Source organism: Cupriavidus sp. PET2-C1 (assembly GCF_054515855.1).
The window spans coordinates 750,401-768,383 of sequence record NZ_CM137260.1 but is presented as its reverse complement, the minus strand read 5'-3'; the positions used below and the strand labels follow the sequence as shown (position 1 = coordinate 768,383).

Annotated in this window: 16 protein-coding genes; 5 read left to right on the top strand and 11 right to left on the bottom strand. The window is 67.4% G+C overall.

Features of this window, described 5'->3' with window-relative positions; translation table 11 throughout:
- Positions 1 to 63 precede the first annotated feature (63 nt).
- Positions 64 to 762, bottom strand: coding sequence for a hypothetical protein (locus ACX12D_RS23425; protein WP_459375860.1), 699 nt, complete (start codon positions 760 to 762; stop codon positions 64 to 66).
- A gap of 152 nt (positions 763 to 914) precedes the next feature.
- The gene (locus ACX12D_RS23420) at positions 915 to 1,826 is read right to left on the bottom strand and encodes a LysR family transcriptional regulator (RefSeq protein WP_183032223.1); all 912 of its coding nucleotides are present in this window, start codon (positions 1,824 to 1,826) and stop codon (positions 915 to 917) included.
- A gap of 322 nt (positions 1,827 to 2,148) precedes the next feature.
- Here ACX12D_RS23420 and ACX12D_RS23415 point away from each other — a divergent pair, with 322 nt between their 5' ends.
- The gene (locus ACX12D_RS23415) at positions 2,149 to 2,670 is read left to right on the top strand and encodes a hypothetical protein (RefSeq protein WP_459375858.1); all 522 of its coding nucleotides are present in this window, start codon (positions 2,149 to 2,151) and stop codon (positions 2,668 to 2,670) included.
- A 6-nt stretch (positions 2,671 to 2,676) separates the two neighbouring features.
- Here ACX12D_RS23415 and ACX12D_RS23410 read toward each other — a convergent pair whose 3' ends face one another.
- The 3 genes from ACX12D_RS23410 to ACX12D_RS23400 all read right to left on the bottom strand — a co-directional run bounded on the left by ACX12D_RS23410 (position 2,677) and on the right by ACX12D_RS23400 (position 4,769).
- Complete coding sequence (locus ACX12D_RS23410) at positions 2,677 to 3,516, bottom strand: NAD-dependent protein deacetylase (protein ID WP_459376501.1); 840 nt, start codon at positions 3,514 to 3,516, stop codon at positions 2,677 to 2,679.
- 94 nt (positions 3,517 to 3,610) lie between these two features.
- Positions 3,611 to 3,793, bottom strand: coding sequence for an oxidoreductase-like domain-containing protein (locus ACX12D_RS23405; RefSeq protein WP_174427713.1), 183 nt, complete (start codon positions 3,791 to 3,793; stop codon positions 3,611 to 3,613).
- A 103-nt stretch (positions 3,794 to 3,896) separates the two neighbouring features.
- Complete coding sequence (locus ACX12D_RS23400; protein WP_459375857.1) at positions 3,897 to 4,769, bottom strand: helix-turn-helix transcriptional regulator; 873 nt, start codon at positions 4,767 to 4,769, stop codon at positions 3,897 to 3,899.
- 114 nt (positions 4,770 to 4,883) lie between these two features.
- On the opposite strand from ACX12D_RS23400, the gene ACX12D_RS23395 reads away from it, so the two are divergent.
- Complete coding sequence (locus tag ACX12D_RS23395) at positions 4,884 to 6,332, top strand: MFS transporter (protein ID WP_459375856.1); 1,449 nt, start codon at positions 4,884 to 4,886, stop codon at positions 6,330 to 6,332.
- Here the strand turns inward: ACX12D_RS23395 and ACX12D_RS23390 are convergent, their stop codons facing one another.
- The 5 genes from ACX12D_RS23390 to ACX12D_RS23370 form a co-directional block, all read right to left on the bottom strand.
- The gene (locus tag ACX12D_RS23390) at positions 6,333 to 6,857 is read right to left on the bottom strand and encodes an SRPBCC family protein (protein WP_459376500.1); all 525 of its coding nucleotides are present in this window, start codon (positions 6,855 to 6,857) and stop codon (positions 6,333 to 6,335) included. It abuts the gene before it with no gap.
- 265 nt (positions 6,858 to 7,122) lie between these two features.
- Positions 7,123 to 8,646, bottom strand: coding sequence for an efflux transporter outer membrane subunit (locus ACX12D_RS23385; RefSeq protein ID WP_459375855.1), 1,524 nt, complete (start codon positions 8,644 to 8,646; stop codon positions 7,123 to 7,125).
- A 35-nt stretch (positions 8,647 to 8,681) separates the two neighbouring features.
- Positions 8,682 to 11,873: an efflux RND transporter permease subunit gene (locus ACX12D_RS23380; protein WP_459375854.1), complete on the bottom strand. Its 3,192-nt coding sequence runs from the start codon at positions 11,871 to 11,873 to the stop codon at positions 8,682 to 8,684.
- Positions 11,874 to 12,098: 225 nt separating this feature from the next.
- The gene (locus ACX12D_RS23375; protein WP_459375853.1) at positions 12,099 to 13,361 is read right to left on the bottom strand and encodes an efflux RND transporter periplasmic adaptor subunit; all 1,263 of its coding nucleotides are present in this window, start codon (positions 13,359 to 13,361) and stop codon (positions 12,099 to 12,101) included.
- Positions 13,362 to 13,504: 143 nt separating this feature from the next.
- A complete protein-coding gene (locus tag ACX12D_RS23370) occupies positions 13,505 to 14,428 on the bottom strand; it encodes an alpha/beta hydrolase (RefSeq protein WP_459375851.1) in 924 nt (307 codons plus the stop codon).
- A 295-nt stretch (positions 14,429 to 14,723) separates the two neighbouring features.
- Between ACX12D_RS23370 and ACX12D_RS23365 the strand changes: the two genes are divergently transcribed.
- A complete protein-coding gene (locus ACX12D_RS23365; protein WP_459375850.1) occupies positions 14,724 to 15,680 on the top strand; it encodes a LysR family transcriptional regulator in 957 nt (318 codons plus the stop codon).
- Positions 15,681 to 15,713: 33 nt separating this feature from the next.
- Here the strand turns inward: ACX12D_RS23365 and ACX12D_RS23360 are convergent, their stop codons facing one another.
- Positions 15,714 to 16,178, bottom strand: coding sequence for a RidA family protein (locus tag ACX12D_RS23360; RefSeq protein ID WP_459375849.1), 465 nt, complete (start codon positions 16,176 to 16,178; stop codon positions 15,714 to 15,716).
- Between the two features lie 127 nt (positions 16,179 to 16,305).
- Between ACX12D_RS23360 and ACX12D_RS23355 the strand changes: the two genes are divergently transcribed.
- Entirely contained in the window at positions 16,306 to 16,992 is a 687-nt protein-coding gene (locus tag ACX12D_RS23355; RefSeq protein WP_459375848.1) for a helix-turn-helix transcriptional regulator, read from the top strand.
- Positions 16,993 to 17,104: 112 nt separating this feature from the next.
- Positions 17,105 to 17,923, top strand: coding sequence for an alpha/beta hydrolase (locus tag ACX12D_RS23350; protein WP_459375846.1), 819 nt, complete (start codon positions 17,105 to 17,107; stop codon positions 17,921 to 17,923).
- Positions 17,924 to 17,983: the final 60 nt, after the last annotated feature.

Here is a 17,983-nt window from a genome sequence, read left to right as displayed (position 1 = left end):
GAGTGGCTGCATCGAGCGTGCCCGCGGCGCTCTGCGCGGTGGAAATCGTGCTGGCGTTGGGCATCACGCCACCTCCCCGGAGAAGAGCTTCCATTTCAATGCGTAGCGTGCGGCCTGCTGCATCGATGCGCCCAGGCGCTTTGCCGCTTCCTGCAGTGCCTGCTCGCTCGCGGCTTCGGCGCTGCTCTCGATCACCAGGATGGGCAGCAGTTGCCGGTCGGTCAGGCTCTCCTTGGGCAACGGCTGGCTTAGCGCGGCGTCGGGCATCAGCAGGTAGGACTGGACAAAGCCGGGCTGCGCGGACAGTTGCCCGCCGACCTCGCCCGCCAGGTCGACCAGTGCCAGCGGATCCTCCGGTTGCGCCAGCGGCAGCACGGCGATCCAGCTGCCGCTGCCCTGCCCGACCGTGGCGGTGACTTCGCTCACGCGGCGCATGGGCTGGCGCATGCGATCCAGGTTGGCCACCGACCACGGCGTCTGGCGGCGAAAGGCCGCCTTGTAGGCCGCGGAGGTGAAAGCACCGAGTGACTCGGTGCGATACAGGCCAAGATACTTGGGGCCGCCCTGCACGGCTTCATAGCGCGCGGCGGAGATGAAGCCTTCGATGCGGGCGCGCTCTTCCACGTGCTCGCGGTCGTACCATTGATTGAAATCGGCTTCGTCGGCCGCATCCACATTCGACGCGACAAACAGCATGCCCTGCGGGGCCATGCCTGCCAGGCTCTGTGCCGCCGAATTTTCGGTCGCAAACATCTCACTCATCAAACTCTCCGGTTGCCACGCCAATACAAAGCGGTGAGATGATGATCGGCGCGATCGCCGCGCGCGACAAACGGGTTTTTCTTGGTGTTTCCGATCAGTTTTTCTGTTCGATCCGGCTGCGTTCGCGCACCAGCTTAGCGCGCGGCCGTGCCTCACTCCGGCGCAAACGGTGCAGGCAGCGAACGCACAAAACGATCCGATTCGCGGCAGGCCAGATCCGCCACCAGGCGGATCGCCTCCGACGCCGCATGGTCGAGATGGCTCACCACCAGCCGTTGGTGCGGCAGCGGCACATCGCAGCAGATCACGCGCAGCTCGCCGCGCTCCACCTCTTCACGCACCGGCGCCAGCGGCATCAGCGCATTGCCAAAGCCCGCCTTCACCAGCCGCACGATGGCCGCGATGGAGCTCACGCAGTGCACCTTGCCAACGGGCAGCCCGGCCTTGCGGTACAGCTCCTTGAGCGCAACGTGCGGCTGCGACCCCGGGCTCATGGTGATGGTCGGGTGCTGCAGCAGCGTGGCCAGTTTCCCTTCATCGGGCTGCGCCGCGCCGGGCGGCCCGACCCACCCGATCGCCATCGGCAGGCACGGCGTGCTGGTGATGCCCTCGCCCACCGCGGGGTCCGTCTGCAAGGCGATATCGATGCCGCCGGCGCGCAAGGTCTTGTGCAGCCCTTCCGTGGTCTCCGAGGTGATCTGCACCTCGATGCCCGGATAGGATGATTGCAGGTGCCGCAGGAAGTCGACCAGCCAGGTATGCACCACGCTCTCGATGGCGCCGATGCGCACCAGCCCCAGCAACTCATGGCCGGAGCGCCCCAGCACCATGATCTCCCGCTGCAGCTCCAGCAGCCGCTCGCCGTAGCCAAGCAGGCGCAAGCCCACCGGCGTGAGCCGCAGGTCCCGCGCCTCGCGCTCGAACACGCGCGCGCCAATCTCCTGCTCCAGCGAGGCAATGCGATTGGACATGGCGGCCTGGGTGATGTGCAGCTTCTCGGCCGCCGCGCGAAAGCTGCCGAGCCTCGCCACCCACATGAAGGCTTCGACAAAGCGCGTGTTCATGGCGCCGGGCCTCCGCACCCACGGCACCCGCAGCACCGACAGCACCACACCCGCGCCCCGCCGCAGTGCACCCGGCTCGTCAAATCGGCTCCCGGCCAGGGCTGGCCAGCCTCGCTACTTGCATTTTTTGTCCGCCTTGTGAAATTTCACAGTATTAACAGCGGATTTTTATGCAATATCCGCGCCAGTGCTGTAGTGGGATTCCCTAGCTTGCTTTCATGCCTTGCGGCTGCGGCAAGCGCCCCACTGACGAAGTGGTGGCGTTTGCTGAAGCCGAGCGGGCACAAGCCAGTGCCGGAGGGTGGCCGGATTCCCCTTCAACGTGCGCTTTATTGATCACCTCGAAGCGATACAATGCCGCGTCCGCGCTGCCCGCGACAGCAACAACGGCAGCAATAACGGCAGCAATGGCGGCAGCAAGAGCGACAGCAAAATGAACGAGGTCAAATCAAAGCAACGTCCCATCCCGCAACCGCCGCCCGCGGAAGCCGCCAACGGCGCTCGCTGGGTCAAGCCCTTTGCCCTGCTTGCCGCCACGCTGGCGGTGCTGCAATTCGGCCTGCTGGTGGGACGCTACAACAGCGGCAACGCCGCACTGCCGGCGCACAGCCGCAGCACGTCCCCCCAGATCGACAGCAGCAGCAGCGATGGCGGCAGCAACCTGCACGCACAGTTTCACCCGGAAGCCACCGAGGCCCAGATCCGGGCCTGGCTGCTGCGCGAAGGCCTGCAGATCGTCGACGGACCGGACGCCGCAAACCGCTACACCCTGCATGCCGGCGATGCGCAGCGCACGCTGCCGGTGGCCGGCCCCGGCAATCCGCTGGCTCGGCGCGGTCCCTGAGCGCGCCTAGTGGGCGGGGGCGTGCGCAGGCAAGTCCAGCCGCCCGGCCAGGTCCGTCAGCGCCGCCGCGCACGAGGCATCCACCTTCAGCGCCAGCAGCGCATCGGCACGGGTCTGGCCAAGATTGATGGCCGCCACCGGCTTGCCCAGCTTTTCCGCCGCCAGGCAGAAACGGTAGCCGGAAAACACTGTGAGCGACGAGCCGATCACCAGCAAGGCATCCGACGCATCCAGCGCCTGCAGCGACGCATCCACGCGCTCGCGCGGCACTGACTCGCCGAAGAACACCACATCGGGTTTCAGCACGCCGCCACAGTGCCCGCACGCAGGAATCCGGACGGCCTCGAAACTGGCCAGTTCCAGGTGCGCATCGCCATCGGAAGCGGGCGACGCGCGGCGCTGGGAAAGCTCGGGGTTGTCCGCTTCAAGCTGGGCCTGCAGCGAAGCGCGCGGGCGGCGCGTGCCGCATTGCAGGCAGATCACGCTGCCTACATGGCCATGGAGCTCGATCACGCCGATGCTGCCAGCGCGCTGGTGCAGGCCGTCCACGTTCTGGGTGACAAGCTGGCGCACATAGCCCGCCGTTTGCAGCTGAGCCAGCGCGAAGTGCGCGGCGTTGGGCTGCGCGTTGGCAAGCACCGGCCAGCCCAGCATGCTGCGCGCCCAGTAACGCTGGCGCACCGCATGCGAGCGAAAAAAATCCTGCGCCTGCACGGGCGGTGTGCGCTGCCAGTTGCCCTGCGCGTCACGGTAGCCGGGAATGCCGGAATCGGTGCTGATGCCAGCCCCGGTCAGCACCAGCAGGCGCGGATGGTCCCGCACGAACGCGTGGAGATCGGCCAGCATATTCCGGTCGGCGACGGTCAAGGCAGGCTCCTTGTGAGGTACGTGTTTGGTACGCGTTTTGTACGTATTTGGTACGTGTGGCGTGCCCGCCAGTTCAGAAACTGGGACCGCCCGCGCCGGCATCGGCCGTCTGGCCGGCAAGCGCAAGCCAAGCCTTGAGCTCGGCGCGGTACTGCTCCATCGCCGCGGCGTGCAGGTCGAAGATGCAAGGATCGCAGCCATTGCCGCAGCAATCATTGATATCCGGCGTGGGCGGCGCCACAGGCTTGGGCGGCAATGCTTGCGCTGCCGGCTCCGGCGTAGCCGCCGTTTCTGGGGTGCGTCCTGCAGGGGACGCGAGGTTTTCTACCGACACCATCGACTCCGATTGAATTGCACGATCAGTATACGGCCGGCGCGCACGCACCGCTGCCGATGCCGCTGGCCAGCCACGCCTCGAACGCCTCGCTGCCAGGCTCCCCCGCTACCGCCGCATAGACCACCAGCCGCAGGTGACGCTCCTCGTCCGCAGTGAGCGTGGCATGCTCGCAGCGCACCGTCCCGACTGCATCCAGCCACAAGGCGCGGATGCCGGTGCAAACGCCCTGCACTTCGTGCTGGCGCCACCACTGCCTGAAATCCGGCGCCGCGCGCTCCAGTTCATCCACCAGCTCAAGCAGGGTCGGATCGTCCGGCGCGCGGGCCAGGTCGCGGCGAAAGCTCGCCAGCATCTGTGGCGCCTGCGCCTCCCAGCCGGCAAAGCGCTCGCGCATGGCCGGGTCCAGAAAGATCATGCGCAGCATATTGCGATGGCCAGGCGCGCAAGCGCCAAAGCCGAACACGCGCTCGGCCGCCGCGTTCCACGCCAGCACATCCCAGCGCAGGTTGAGCACGTAGGCAGGCCGCAGCGGCAGGTCGTCCATCAACCGGCGCACCAGCGGCGGCACCGTGCACCAGGTGCGCCCGCTTTCGGCCGGCGGGCGCTGGTGTGCCAGCAGAAACAGGTGGCGCCGCTCGGCGGCGTCCAGCCGGAGCACGCGCGCCAGGTTCTCCAGGAACGCCGCCGAAACGCCGATCTCGCGCCCCTGCTCCAGCCAGGTGTACCAGGTCAGGCCCACGCCGGCCAACGCCGCCACCTCCTCGCGGCGCAGCCCCGGGGTGCGGCGCCGGCCGGCGCTGGGCAGGCCCGCCTGCACGGGCGAGATGCGTTCGCGCCGCTGGCGCAGGAAGTCCGCCAGCGCGGCGCGGGTGCGGTCTAGGGTGCGTGGCGGCATGGAATTAGCGGCATGGCGTTAGCCTGTTGCCTGATGTAATAGCATAAGTAGTTAAATTGTAATACTTTAACGAGCGGCTGAGAATGCGAGCCTGAATGTTCAACAGGATCCCCCATGCCCTCTCCAAGCGGCTTGCCCGTGCTGCTCGTGCTGTTGCTAGGTGGCTTTGTCACCGTCTTCGACCTGTTCGTGGTCAATGTGGCGATTCCCGCCATCCAGGCCGACCTGGGCGCCAGCTTCGGCGAGATCGGCGCGGTTGTGGCGGCCTACGAACTGGCCTACGGCGTCCTGCTGATCACTGGCAGCCGCCTGGGCGATCTCCACGGCCGGCGGCGGCTGTTCGCGCTCGGCATGGCGGGCTTCACGCTGGCCTCGGCGCTGTGCGGCGTGGCCCCTACCGCGGCGCTGCTGATCGCGGCGCGCGTGTTGCAAGGTGGCGCCGCCGCGCTGCTGTTCCCCCAGATCTACGCCGTGATCCGCGTCAGCTTTGACGAGGCCGCGCGCCGCCGCGCCTTCGGCCTGCTCGGCATGACGCTTGGCCTGGCCGCCATCGCCGGCCAGGTGCTGGGCGGCCTGCTGGTGCAGAGCGATCTGTTTGGCCTCGGCTGGCGCCTGATCTTCCTGATCAATATCCCGGTGGGCGCGGCTGCCATGCTGGCCGCGCGGCGCATCCCCGAATCGCGGGCCATGGCAGCGCCCGGCGCGCCCGCAAGCGGGCTGGACTGGCCCGGCGTGCTGCTGGCCAGCGCCGGGCTGACGCTGCTGCTGGTGCCGCTGCTGGAGGGCCCCGCGCGCGGCTGGCCGGGCTGGGCCTTTGCCTCGCTGGCGCTGGCCGCCGCCCTGCTGGCCGGCTTTGTGCGCGTGGAACGGTGCCGGTCCGCTCCGCTGGTGGACCTGGCCCTGTTCGCCCAGCGCCGCTTTGCCCTGGGTACGCTGGTGGTGCTGCTGGTGTACTCCACGGCCAGCGCGTTCTTCCTGTGCTTTGCCCTGCTGTTGCAGGCCGGGCTGGGCGTCGGCCCGCTGCTGGCCGGCAGCGTGTTCGCGCCGGCCAGCGTGGGATTCGTTGCCGCGTCGATATGGGCGCCCCGGCTGGTGGGGCGCTTCGGCAACGCCGTGCTCGCCGTGGCGGCCTTGCTTTACGCCGCGGCGCACACCGCCCTGACGCTCCAGGTGGTGACGGCAGGCGCCATGCTGGTGCCCTGGCATCTGGTGCCCGCGCTGATCCTGTTTGGCCTGGCCCAGGGCATGCTGATGACGCCGCTGCTCAATCTCGTGCTCGGCCTTGCACGGGAGGCGCAGGCCGGCATGGCGTCCGGGCTGGTGTCCACCATGCAACAAGTGGGCGGCGCATTCGGCATCGCCATCGCGGGGATGTTCTTCCAGCGGGCGTTGCAAACCGAAGGCGGTATCGGTATCGGCATGGGCAGCGCGCAACGCTATGCCCACGCGTTTGCCGGCGCAATGGGCTACAACCTGGCGGCGGCGTTGCTCTGTGCGCTGCTGCTGCTCGCGCTGGCTCGGCCGGTAGCCGGCCCGGACGCGGCGGCCCAGGCGGCGCACTGATCAGCCGCCCGTGCCGGGCGAGGGCTTGCGGGCCTCCAGCACCGCCCGCAGCCGCGTCACCGCCTCGGCCGACTCGGCCTCAATGCGCTTTCGCAGCACCAGCCAATTAGTCAGCGTAAAGAGCAGATTCGGCGCGGCGTAGCTGAATTCGCGCCGGAAGTGCGTGCCCTCCGGCGTCCGTGCGAGCGTGTAGCGGACCGCGCCCGCCTCGCGCCCGTCGATGGTGCCCTGGATCGCCCAGGCCGAGGATGGGCTGCGCTCCACCGCGGTCCACACCACCTGGCCACGCCGCCCGGCTACCAGGAAGGTCTCGGTGACCTGCTCGCCGGGCAGGAGCGAATGACCGGCCGAGGCGCCAGTCACGGCGAGCGAGGATGGATGCCAGTTGGGCCAGTTGGCGGGCGTGGAAACGTAGTCGAACACCACGGCATCGGGTTGCGCGATCGTCACCTCGTTGACGATATGCGTAACGGTGCGCCACGGCCGCGGCAACGGGAGCAACAGCACGGCCGCCGCGCCCGCCAGAACCAGGAACCCGACGAACAGGGTCCGCCGTTTGTGGGTCCGCCTACTGTGGGTTCGCGTACTGTGGGTTCGCCGCCTGCTCATGGTGGGGGCCTGGACAAACAATGCGCCGGCGGGCTGCGGTAAGGCCTGCGGCCCTTTCCGGCTGGGGTGGCCGAGGTGCTTTTAGTGTAGTCAGATTTGTTGGCCACGTTGACGCGGCAATGACAAAACGCGGCAACCGCGCGAGGGCGGTTGCCGCGTTTTGAAGGCCTGGCGCCAGGACTCAGTGGTTCGATGCCAGCGGGCCGGATCCCGCCTGCGCCACGCTGGGTGCGGCATCCGGCAACGGCCCCCAGCCGCCGCCCAGCCGGCGCACCAGCGCCACCGTGGCGGAGGCACGCAGCCCGGCCACCTGGTTGGCATCGCGCTGCGACTGCAGCACCGTACGATCCGCGTCGATCACCGTCAGGTAATCCACCGCGCCCGCCTCGTAGCGGCTGCGCGAGATCTTGGCCGCGCGGCGGGCGCCGCCCAGTGCGCCGTCCAATGCGCCGGCCTGCTGGCTCAGCCAGCGTACGTCTGCCAGGCTGTCTTCCACCTCGCGCATCGCCGTCAACACGCTCTGGCGGTAGCTCGCCACCGCTTCCTCGTGCTGCGCGCGCGCCGCCGCCAGGTTGGCCTTGTTGCGGCCCCCGTCGAGGATCGGTGCGGCGATCGTGCTGCCCACCAGCGGGCCCAGCATCCACGCGCGTGACGACCACTTGAACAGGTTCGACAGGTCGTTCGATTCAAAGCCGAACAAGCCGGTGAGCGTGATGCGCGGATAGAACGCGGCCTTCGCCACGCCGATGCGCGCGTTGGCCGCCGCCATCAGGCGCTCTGCCTGGGCGATGTCGGGGCGGCGCTCCAGCAGGTCGGAGGGCAGGCCCGCCGGCACAGAGATCAGCGCCGCGTCCAGCGGGCGCGCGGCCAGCGTGAAGGCGGCCGGCGGCGCCCCCGTCAGTACCGCCAGCGCGTGCTCCTGGTTGGCGCGGCGGCGTTCGATGCTGGCGAGATCCGCGCGGGCCGTACCCAGCTCGGCTTCGGCGCGGGCGGGGTCGAGGTCCGTGGTCTCGCCTTCGTCGAACCGGCGCTTGAGCAGCTTGAGCGCGTCCTCGCGCAAGGTGATGGTGGCGTTGAGCAGGTCGCGCTCGCTGTCCAGCGTGCGCAGCGCGAAGTAGGCTTGCGCAACGTCCGCCTGCAGCGCTAGCAGCACCGAGCGATACAGGTCTTCGGCAGCGTCGCCTTCCGCCCGCGCCGCCTTGACGTTGTCCGCCACGCGGCCGAACAGGTCCAGCTCGTAGCTGGCGATGGCGCGTGCCTTGAGCACTGTCTGCGGTGCCACCCGCGTGCCGTCCGGCAACCCCTGCGAGGCGGCCGAGGACTGGGTGCGGGTCGGGTCCAGGCCCACGCTCAACTGCGGGTACTGGTCGGCCTCGGCCACGCCGGTGAAGGCGCGGGCCTGCTTGAGGCGCGCCGCGGCGATCGCCAGGTCCTGGTTGGACTCGGTGGCCGTGGCAATCAGGCGGTCGAGATCGGCGTCGCCGAAGATCTTCCACCATTCGCCGCGCTGCGCGCCTTCGGCCGGCGTGGCCACCTTCCATTGCGTGCCTTCGGCTTGGGCAGCCATCGCTTCCTTGTAGGCCGGCGTGGCGGCGGTCGCGCTTTCCGGCACCTTGTAGGTCGGCGCCAGCGAGCAGCCCGCCAGGATCAGGGCCACGGCCAGCGTGGCCAGGCGCGGCAGCGCCGCGGGGAGTCGCGATGTCATCTTGGATGTCAATGTTGCATTCATGTCGATCACCGTTATTCAGCGGAGGCGATAGCCTTGTGGCTAGCCGACGGCGCGTCCGACACCGTGCGGCGCATGCCACGGGTCGCCAGCAGGCGCAGCGCCACGTAGAACACCGGCGTCAGGAACAGCCCGAAGAAGGTCACGCCCAGCATGCCGGCGAACACCGCCACGCCCATCGCATGGCGCATCTCGGCACCGGCGCCGGTGGACACCACCAGCGGCACCACACCCATGATGAACGCGAACGACGTCATCAAGATCGGGCGCAGGCGCAGGCGGCTGGCTTCGATCGCGGCGGCCACGATGGAACGGCCTTCATGCTCCAGCTCCCGCGCAAACTCCACGATCAGGATCGCGTTCTTCGCTGACAACCCCACCAGCACGATGAAACCAATCTGCGTGAAGATGTTGTTGTCGCCCTTGGTCAGCCACACGCCAGTCATGGCAGCCAGCAGGCTCAGGGGCACGATCAGGATCACGGCCAGCGGCAAGGTCAGGCTTTCGTACTGCGCGGCCAGCACCAGGAACACCAGCAGCACGCACAGCGGGAAGATCCATACCCCCGCGTTGCCGGCCAGGATGTCCTGGTAGGTCAGGTCGGTCCACTCGAACTTGATGCCCTTGGGCAGCGTCTCCGCCGCAATGCGCTCGGCTGCGGCTTGCGCCTGGCCCGAGGAGAAACCCGGGGCCGGGCCGCCGTTCATGTCGGCCGCGGTGAAGCCGTTGTAGCGGATCACGCTGTCCGGGCCAAAGCCCTGGTTGACGGTGAGCAGCGACGACAGCGGCACCATGTCGCCCGCGCTGTTGCGCGTCTTCAGTTGCAGGATGTCCTCGGCGTGAGCGCGGAACTGCGCATCCGCCTGGACCTTGACCTGGTAGGTCCGGCCAAACTTGTTGAAGTCGTTGACATAGGCCGAGCCGAGGTAAGTCTGCAGCGTGTCGAACACATCCGTCACCGGCACGCCCAGCTGCTTGGCTTTCACCCGATCCAGCTTCACATCCAGCTGCGGCACGTTGACCTGGTAGTTGGTGAAGATCCCGGCCAGCTCAGGCGTGGCGCGCGCCTTGGTGGTAAAGGCGTTGGTTGCGTCGAACAAGGCGTCGTAACCCAGCGCGGCACGGTCCTCGATCATCATCTTGAAGCCGCCGATGGTGCCCAGGCCCTGAACCGGCGGCGGCGGGAACACGGCGATGAAGGCGTCCTGGATCGCGGCGTACTTGCCGTTGAGCTGCGCTGCGATGGCGTTGCCCGACAGTTCCTTGGTCTTGCGTTCTTCAAACGGCTTGAGCGAGACAAAGACGATGCCGGCGCTCGGGCTGTTGGTGAAGCCATTGATCGACAGGCCCGGGAAGGCAATCGCCGATTCCACGCCCGGCTGCTTGAGCGCGATGTCGGACATCTGGCGGATCACGTCTTCGGTGCGGTCCAGCGTGGCGCCGTCGGGCAGCTTGGCAAAGCTCACCAGGTACTGCTTGTCCTGCGCCGGCACAAAGCCCTTGGGCACCAGCTGGAACACACCCCAGGTCAGTGCCAGCATCACGGCGTAGACGCCGAACACCGCCGTCTTGCGCGAGATCACGCCCCTCACACCCTTGCCGTAACGATCGGCGCTGGCGCCAAAGAAGCGGTTGAAGCGGCCAAAGAAGCCACCCAGCACGCGATCCATGCCGCGCGAGAGCCAGTCCTTCGGCGCATCGTGGCCGCGCAGCAGCAGCGCGGACAAGGCCGGCGACAGCGTCAGCGAATTGAAGGCCGAGATGATGGTCGAGATGGCGATGGTCAGCGCGAACTGCTTGTAGAACTGACCGGTCAGGCCCGTCATGAAGGCCAGCGGCACGAACACGGCGATCAGCGTCAGCGCGATGGCGATGATCGGGCCGCTCACCTCGCGCATGGCCTTGTAGGTGGCCTCTTTGGGAGATAGCCCCTCGGCGATATTGCGCTCGACGTTCTCCACCACCACGATCGCATCGTCCACCACGATCCCGATGGCGAGCACCAGCCCGAACAGTGACAACGCATTGATCGAGAAGCCGAAGGCGTGCATCAGCCCGAACGTCCCCACGATCGACACCGGCACGGCCAGCAGCGGAATCACCGAGGCGCGCCACGTCTGCAGGAACAGGATCACCACCAGCACCACCAGGGCGATGGCTTCGAACAACGTGTGGGTCACGGCCTCGATGCTATGACGCACGAACTGCGTCGGGTCATAGACGATGCTGTAGTCCACGCCATCGGGGAAGTTCTGCTTGAGCTCCTCCATGGTCTTGCGCACGTCGTCCGAGATCTGGATGGCGTTGGAGCCCGGGGCCTGGAAGATCGGAATGGCCACCGCGGACTTGTTGTCCAGCAGCGAGCGCAGCGCGTACTCCGACGCGCCCAGCTCGATGCGGGACACGTCCTTCAGGTAGGTCACACCGCCATCGGGCGAGGTCGCCACGATGATGTCGCCGAAGGCCTCCACGGTTTCCAGGCGGCCCTGCGCGTTTACCGAGAGCTGCAGGTCAGCGCCCGGCAGCGCGGGCGAGGCGCCGATCACGCCAGCGGCCACCTGCACGTTCTGCTCGCGGATGGCCTTGACCACGTCGCCGGCCACCAGCTTGCGCTCGGCCATCTTCTCCGGGTTCAGCCACACGCGCATGGAATAGTCGCCCGAGCCGAACAGCTGCACCTGGCCCACGCCCTGGATCCGCGCCAGGCGGTCCTTGACGTTGATCACCGCGTAGTTGCGCAGGTAGGTCATGTCGTAGCGGTCGTTCGGCGAGACCAGGTGGACCACCATGGTCAGGTCGGGCGAGCTTTTCACGGTGGTGATGCCCAGGCGGCGCACGTCCTCCGGCAGGCGCGGCTCGGCCTGCGCCACGCGGTTCTGCACGAGCTGCTGGGCCTTGTCCGGATCCGTGCCGAGCTTGAACGTGACGGTCAGCGTCAGCAGGCCATCGCTATTGGCTTGCGACGACATGTAGAGCATGTCTTCGACGCCGTTGATCTGCTCCTCCAGCGGAGACGCCACGGTAGCGGCAATCACCTTGGGGTTGGCGCCCGGATACTGCGCGCGCACCACCACGGACGGCGGCACCACCTCGGGATACTCCGAGATGGGCAGCTTGAACATCGAGATGGCGCCGATCAGGAAGATCAGCACCGATAGCACGCCGGCAAAGATAGGCCGGTCGATAAAGAATTTCGAGAGATTCATCTCAGTCTCGGCAGTCTTGGCGAAAGGGCTCCCCCTGGCGGCCTGAATGGCAGGCGCCATGTGGAGCGGGGAAGCTAAAAAATGGCTTGGCCTCGGGGGAGTGGTACTGTCAAAGCCGGCGCACTGTGGATGCGCCCGCCCTCTCCCCCTGCCCCTCTCCCGCCATGCGGGAGAGGGGAGCAAACCCTTGGCGGATTCAGCTCATGCGGTTCATGCCGGATCGGCTCAGGTCACCGGCTTTCCATCGGCCGCCTTATCCGTGGTTTTCTCCGTGGCCGCTTGCTTGCGGTCAGCCGATTCGCCGCGTTGATCCAGTTCGCGCTTGAATGCCATATCGACCGGCTTGGGCGCGACCGTGATGCCGGGGCGCACGCGCTGCAGGCCATTGACCACGATCTTCTCGTCGGCCTTCAAACCCTGGCGGATCACACGCAGCCCTTCGTACGAGGGCCCAAGCGTGACTTCGCGATAGGCCAGCTTGTTGGCGCCATCCAGCACCAGCACAAACTTCTTGCCCTGGTCGGTGCCGATGGCGCGGTCGTTGATCAGCACCACCGGGTGCGGCGAGCCGCCGCCGAGCTTGATGCGCGCATACAGCCCCGGCAGCAGGCGGCCGTCCGGGTTGTCAAACACGGCGCGCACGCGGATGGTGCCGCTCTTGGTGTCGAGCCGGTTATCCAGCGACTGGATACGGCCCTCGCGCGGATAGTCCTCGTCGTTGGCCAGGCCCAGGAACACCGGGAGCTTTGACTGGCCACCTTCGCCACCGGACGCTTTGTCCGCCGTATAGCGCAGGTAGGTCTGCTCATCGAGCTCGAAGCTGGCATACACCGGCGAGACCGACACCACCGTGGTCAGCACCGGCGTGCCGGCACCGGCCGCCACCAGATTGCCCACCGTGATCTCGGCGCGCGATACGCGCCCGCTGACCGGCGCGGTGATGCGCGTATAGGTCAGGTTAAGGCGAGCCGCATCCAGCGAGGCCTGTGCGGCACGCACATTGGCGATGGCTTCGCGCGAACCGTTGTCGCGCTCATCGAACTCGCGGCGCGATACCGCGTTGTCCTGCACCAGGCGCTGCGCGCGGGCCAGTTCGGTCTGCGCGTGGCCGGCACGCACTTGCGCGGCGGCCAGCGCAGCTTCCGCACGCGCTACCTCCGCGGCATAAGGACGCGGGTCGATGGTAAACAGCGGATCGCCCTTCTTCACCAGCGCGCCTTCACGGAAGTGCACGGCATCGATGGTGCCGCCAACGCGGGCGCGAATCTCAACCCGGTCCACCGCTTCCAGGCGGCCGGAGAACTCATCCCATTCGGTGATGGTCTTGCCGAGGGCCGCTGCCACGTCCACGGTGGTGGGTGCTGCCGGGCCAGGCACAGCCTGCGCCTCGCCGGCGTGCCAGGGCTTGAAGATCGAGGTGGCCAGGCCAGCGCCGAGCACTGCGACGATGGCCAGGGCAATCATGGTGCGTCGAGTTTGCTGATTCATGTTCTTGACTCCGTATTCCGTCTGCGGGTTTTCTTCAACTGGAAAGCAAAAATAGGACGAACGCCCCCGCCGGAGCGCGCAAAAGGAGCGCGCCCGGTACGCCTGCTTGTCGCAGGCCGGCTTGGCTTATTGGTAACGCCGGATCAGCCGGGCGGGCTGGCTCCTGTCTGGCGTTCGGCCTTGGGTGAGGCGTCGTCGCCGCCGGCAAGATAGCCTTGCAGGTAACGCGCGCCTTCGTTTATCCACACCTGACATCGGTCGTGGGACACTTCCACGCCGGCGCCACAGGCGCCGGGCATGATCTGGACCTGCGCCGGCACACTGGCCGTCTGCAGGCGGCTGACGAAGGCTTCGCCTTCGGCGCGCAATGCATCTTCTTCTGCCACCTGCACAAAGGTGGGCGGCAGGCCTGCCAGCCGCGAGGACAGCGCCGGGGCCGCGTAGGGATGCACGCTGGCGGCCGGGGTCGGCAGGTAATCGCGGTAGTAGCCCGCCAGACGCTGGAGCATTTCCAGCGGCACGCTGCGCCCGCCCTGCCCGACCGAGCACGAGGCGTGCTGCAGGCACGGGTCGGTGACCGGGCGGATCAGCCACTGCGCGCGCGGCTCGGGCAAGCCGCGGTCGCGCAGCATCTGCGACAGCGCGATCGCCAGGTTGCCGCCCGCCTCTTCGCCCACCAGGGCAAAGCGCAGCTTGTCCACCTTCAGGCGGCGCGCATGGCGCAGCACCCATTCGGCGGTATGAAACACGTCCTCCGGCGCCGCCGGGAACGGAAAATCGGGGGCCAGCGAATACGCCGGGGTGACCACCACCGCAGGCATGGTCGTGGCCAACGAGCGCGCCAGGCGCTGGGATTTCTCCGGGCTGCCCTCCACAAAGCCGCCCGCATGGAGGTAGATCAGCCACGGCAGCAACGGTGCGGCCTTGCCCTCCGGATAGCCCGGCGGGTAGTTCAGGTGCACCGTGATAGTGCGCCCGCAGCTCTCCACCGTGTGCTCGGTCACGCGCCCCTCGGCCAGTTCGGCGGTTAAGGCTGCTGCTGCGGCTTTCGATTGCGTGGGCGACATGTCGGTGACGTGCGGCGCGAGGGCGACGCATCCATTGCATATTGCGATGCACCGAATTATGGTGGTTGATGAAGGTGGGATAAAGCGAGGCTTTACCAATGCACTGTTTCCCCGGTGAAATAATCGGGCATGTAGCGCCCGGGAAACCCTTCGCTGTGCAAGGTCATCCATTTTGTGATCCACTCCCGCACTTCCGCAGCCGCGCAAGCCGTCATGGGCCACGCCGGGCCGCACCCCACCCGGGTGCCTGTCCCGCCAGCCAGGCCTGCTTGTTTCCTTACCCAAGGGAGTGAACATGGATCGTCTCGTATCAATGCAGGCCTTCACCCGCGTGGTGGATGTCGGCAGCTTTGCGCGCGCGGCCGAGGCCATGGACCTGCCCAAGGCCACCCTCACCCGGCTGATCCAGAACCTGGAAACCCATCTTGGCGTGAAGCTGCTGCACCGGACCACCCGGCGCATCAGCGTGACCACCGACGGCGCCGCCTATTACGAGCGCTGCGTGCGGATCCTGGCGGATGTGGAAGAGGCCGAGCAATCCCTCACCCACCAGAACAACACGCCGCGCGGCACGCTGTGCGTGGACACCACCGCCGGGCTGGCGCGGCTGGTGCTGATCCCCAAGCTGCACGAGTTTTTTGCCGCCTACCCCGAGCTCAAGATGGAACTCACCATCAACGGCAAGCCCATCGATCTGCTCAAGGAAGGCGTGGACGTGGTGTTGCGCGTGGGCGACCCGGTGGACGACACCATGGTGGCGCGCCGCATCGGCGAGCTGCGCCTGGGGCTCTACGCCTCGCCGGTTTATCTCAAGCGCAACGGCACACCTACCCAGCCCAGCGAGCTGGCGCAGCACCGGGCCGTGAACTACCTGTCCAACCGCACCGGCCGCGAAATACCGTGGCCGCTCGGGCAAGGCGAGCAGCGCACGGAAATGCTGCTGCCCTCGTCCATTTCCACCAACGATGGCGACGTCTACCTGAGCTGCGCGCTGGAAAGCCACGGCATCGCCCGCATCTCGCGCGCCATGGCCCTGCCCTATGTGGAAAGCGGCCGGTTGGTTGAAGTACTGCCCGACTGGCCCACGGACTCGCTGCCGATCGCCGCGATGTACCCGCAGAACCGCCACCTGTCGGCCAAGGTGCGCGTGTTCGTCAGCTGGGTGGCCGAGCTGTTCGCGCGCCATCCGCAGTTTGGCGAGACCCAGGCCGGACAGCCTCAGCCGTCCCGCCAACCCAAGCTGGCGGCCTGAGCCCAACACCGGCGTACCGCGCACCGGCACCGGCTACACCGCGGCGGAGGACGCGAAGGACGTGGTGCCCTCCGCCACGGCCAGCGCCTCCACCTCAAACAACATCCCGTCCAGCGCCAGCCGCGGCACCGGAATCAAGGTGCACGCCGGCTTGGGCGCATCGCCCCAGGCCCGCTCCACCGCCGCCGCCAGCACGCCCAGGCGTGCCTCGTCGTGATCCACCACCAGCACGGTCAGCTTGGCCACATGGCGCAGTTGCGCGCCCGCGGCGGCCAGCGCCACGCCCAGGTTGTCGAAGGCCTGGCGCACCTGCGCCTCGAAACTGTCAGGCAGGCTGCCGTCAGCGCGCTCCCCACCCTGCCCGGCCACGCAAACCAGGCCCGCACCGGGCGCGACCATCGCCACATGGGAGTAACCGTTGGCGCTGGGATCATAGAGACCAAGCGGATTGAGCATGGTGAGCTGGCGCGATGCGTGTTGGGTACGAGCGGCTTGCATGGGACGATTTCCTTGATATTCAGCGTTGAGACAGCGTTGATCGGCTTGGCCAGATGCAGGACAGGCTCGACTTTGCCGCCCGCCTGCCCTAATATCCAAGACAGTTTTTGGATATTAGGACGCGCCCATGAATTATGCAAACAATAACTTGGATAACCCTACAGGGTCTCCGGGTGATCGCATCCTGTTCCTGCTGAAGACCAAGGGCGCGGCATCGACCACGCAGATCGCCCAGGCGCTGGGCGGCACTGCCGAGGCGGCGCGCCAGCAGGTGCAGAAGCTGCTCGCCGCCGGGCTGATCGAGGGCCGCCAGCAAAACGCCAGCGGCGCAGGCCGGCCGCGCCAGGACTGGACCCTCACCGCCAGCGGGCACGGCCGCTTTCCCGATACCCACGCGCAACTCACCATCCAGCTGATCGGATCGGTGCGGCAGTTGTTCGGCGAAGAAGGCATGGACAAGCTGATCGGCCAGCGCGAGTCGGAAACCCGCGCGCAATATCTCGCGGCGGTCGCCGGCCAGGGCGAGTTGCAGCAGCGGCTGGCCACGCTCGCCGCGCTGCGCCAGGCCGAAGGCTACATGGCGCGCCTTGAGCAAGACGGCAAGGACTGGCTGCTGATCGAAGACCATTGCCCGATCTGCGCCGCTGCCCAGACCTGCCAGGGGTTCTGCCGGGCCGAGCTGCGGATCTTCCAGGAGGTCGTTGGCGCGCAGGCGACTGTCACCCGCGAAGAGCATTTGCTGAGCAACGCGCGGCGCTGCGTGTATCGGGTCAGCGCCGTGGCATCGGTGGGATCGGAGGCATCGGTGGCATAGGTGGCAAAGCCGGGGTTAGCGTGGATTGGTGATCCTCGCCGCCGGTGCTATCTTGCTGCGCAGCCACGGGCGCCGCGCCCGCCCGCCAGATCGAACCCCGGAGAGACAACCCATGCCTTGCCGCCAAGCAAACACGCTGCCGCGATGGCTGCGCCAGGCCACGCTCTGCCTCACGCTACTGCTCGGCACCCTGGCCGCGCGTGCACAGACCGCGCCACAGGTGGTTGACATCCCGACCCGCCCGGGCGTGACGCAGCGCTTCCTGTATCTGGCACCCGCACAGCCCACGGCTGCGGTGATCCTCTACGCAGGCGCGCATGGTGGCCTGAGTATCTACCCCAACGGCAGCCTTGCCTGGGGCGCCGGCAATTTCCTGGTGCGCTCCCGCCAGATCTTCGTCGACAACGGCTTCGCGGTTGCCGTCATCGATGCGCCGAGCGACCGGCTGTCCTGGCCCTACCTGAGCGGCTTTCGCCTGTCCGCCGAGCATGCCGAAGACACCAAGGCCGTGATCGCCTGGATGCGCAGCCACACCCACCTGCCCGTCTGGCTGGTCGGCACCAGCCGCGGCACCCAGTCGGTGGCGTCCACCGCGATCCGGCTGGCGGACGATGGCGGCCCCGATGGCATCGTGCTGACCGCCACCATCCTGCGCGACGATCGCGGCCAACAGGTGCCGGCGATGGCCCTCGACAAACTCAAGATACCCGTGCTCGTAGTCCATCATGAACAGGATGGCTGCAAGCAGTGCCCGTACAACGAAGTGCAAGGACTGATGGACAGGCTGGCCAAGACCCCCAAGGCCGGACTGATCCACTTTGCCGGCGGCAACAGCGTGGGAGACCCGTGCGAGGCCATGTCCTATCACGGGTTCAACGGAATCGAGCCGCAAGTGGTGAACGCCGTGGCGGGGTGGATGGCGGAACAGTAAGAGGCTGTTTCAACATGAAGCGAAGCGGTTCTGGCCAGGCCGCGCAACGACGCCAGCATC

What these genes read in the sequence shown, in the direction of transcription:
- ACX12D_RS23410 (WP_459376501.1), bottom strand. Translation starts at nt 3,516, where the DNA reads ATGCTGGCCGATCTCCACGCGTTCGTGCGGGACCATCCGCGCCTGCTG.
- ACX12D_RS23380 (WP_459375854.1), bottom strand. Translation starts at nt 11,873, where the DNA reads ATGAATCTCTCGAAATTCTTTATCGACCGGCCTATCTTTGCCGGCGTG.
- ACX12D_RS23365 (WP_459375850.1), top strand. Translation starts at nt 14,724, where the DNA reads ATGGATCGTCTCGTATCAATGCAGGCCTTCACCCGCGTGGTGGATGTC.
- ACX12D_RS23385 (WP_459375855.1), bottom strand. Translation starts at nt 8,646, where the DNA reads ATGACATCGCGACTCCCCGCGGCGCTGCCGCGCCTGGCCACGCTGGCC.
- ACX12D_RS23355 (WP_459375848.1), top strand. Translation starts at nt 16,306, where the DNA reads ATGAATTATGCAAACAATAACTTGGATAACCCTACAGGGTCTCCGGGT.
- ACX12D_RS23420 (WP_183032223.1), bottom strand. Translation starts at nt 1,826, where the DNA reads ATGAACACGCGCTTTGTCGAAGCCTTCATGTGGGTGGCGAGGCTCGGC.
- ACX12D_RS23350 (WP_459375846.1), top strand. Translation starts at nt 17,105, where the DNA reads ATGCCTTGCCGCCAAGCAAACACGCTGCCGCGATGGCTGCGCCAGGCC.
- ACX12D_RS23395 (WP_459375856.1), top strand. Translation starts at nt 4,884, where the DNA reads ATGCCCTCTCCAAGCGGCTTGCCCGTGCTGCTCGTGCTGTTGCTAGGT.
- ACX12D_RS23370 (WP_459375851.1), bottom strand. Translation starts at nt 14,428, where the DNA reads ATGTCGCCCACGCAATCGAAAGCCGCAGCAGCAGCCTTAACCGCCGAA.
- ACX12D_RS23425 (WP_459375860.1), bottom strand. Translation starts at nt 762, where the DNA reads ATGAGTGAGATGTTTGCGACCGAAAATTCGGCGGCACAGAGCCTGGCA.
- ACX12D_RS23400 (WP_459375857.1), bottom strand. Translation starts at nt 4,769, where the DNA reads ATGCCGCCACGCACCCTAGACCGCACCCGCGCCGCGCTGGCGGACTTC.
- ACX12D_RS23375 (WP_459375853.1), bottom strand. Translation starts at nt 13,361, where the DNA reads ATGAATCAGCAAACTCGACGCACCATGATTGCCCTGGCCATCGTCGCA.
- ACX12D_RS23360 (WP_459375849.1), bottom strand. Translation starts at nt 16,178, where the DNA reads ATGCAAGCCGCTCGTACCCAACACGCATCGCGCCAGCTCACCATGCTC.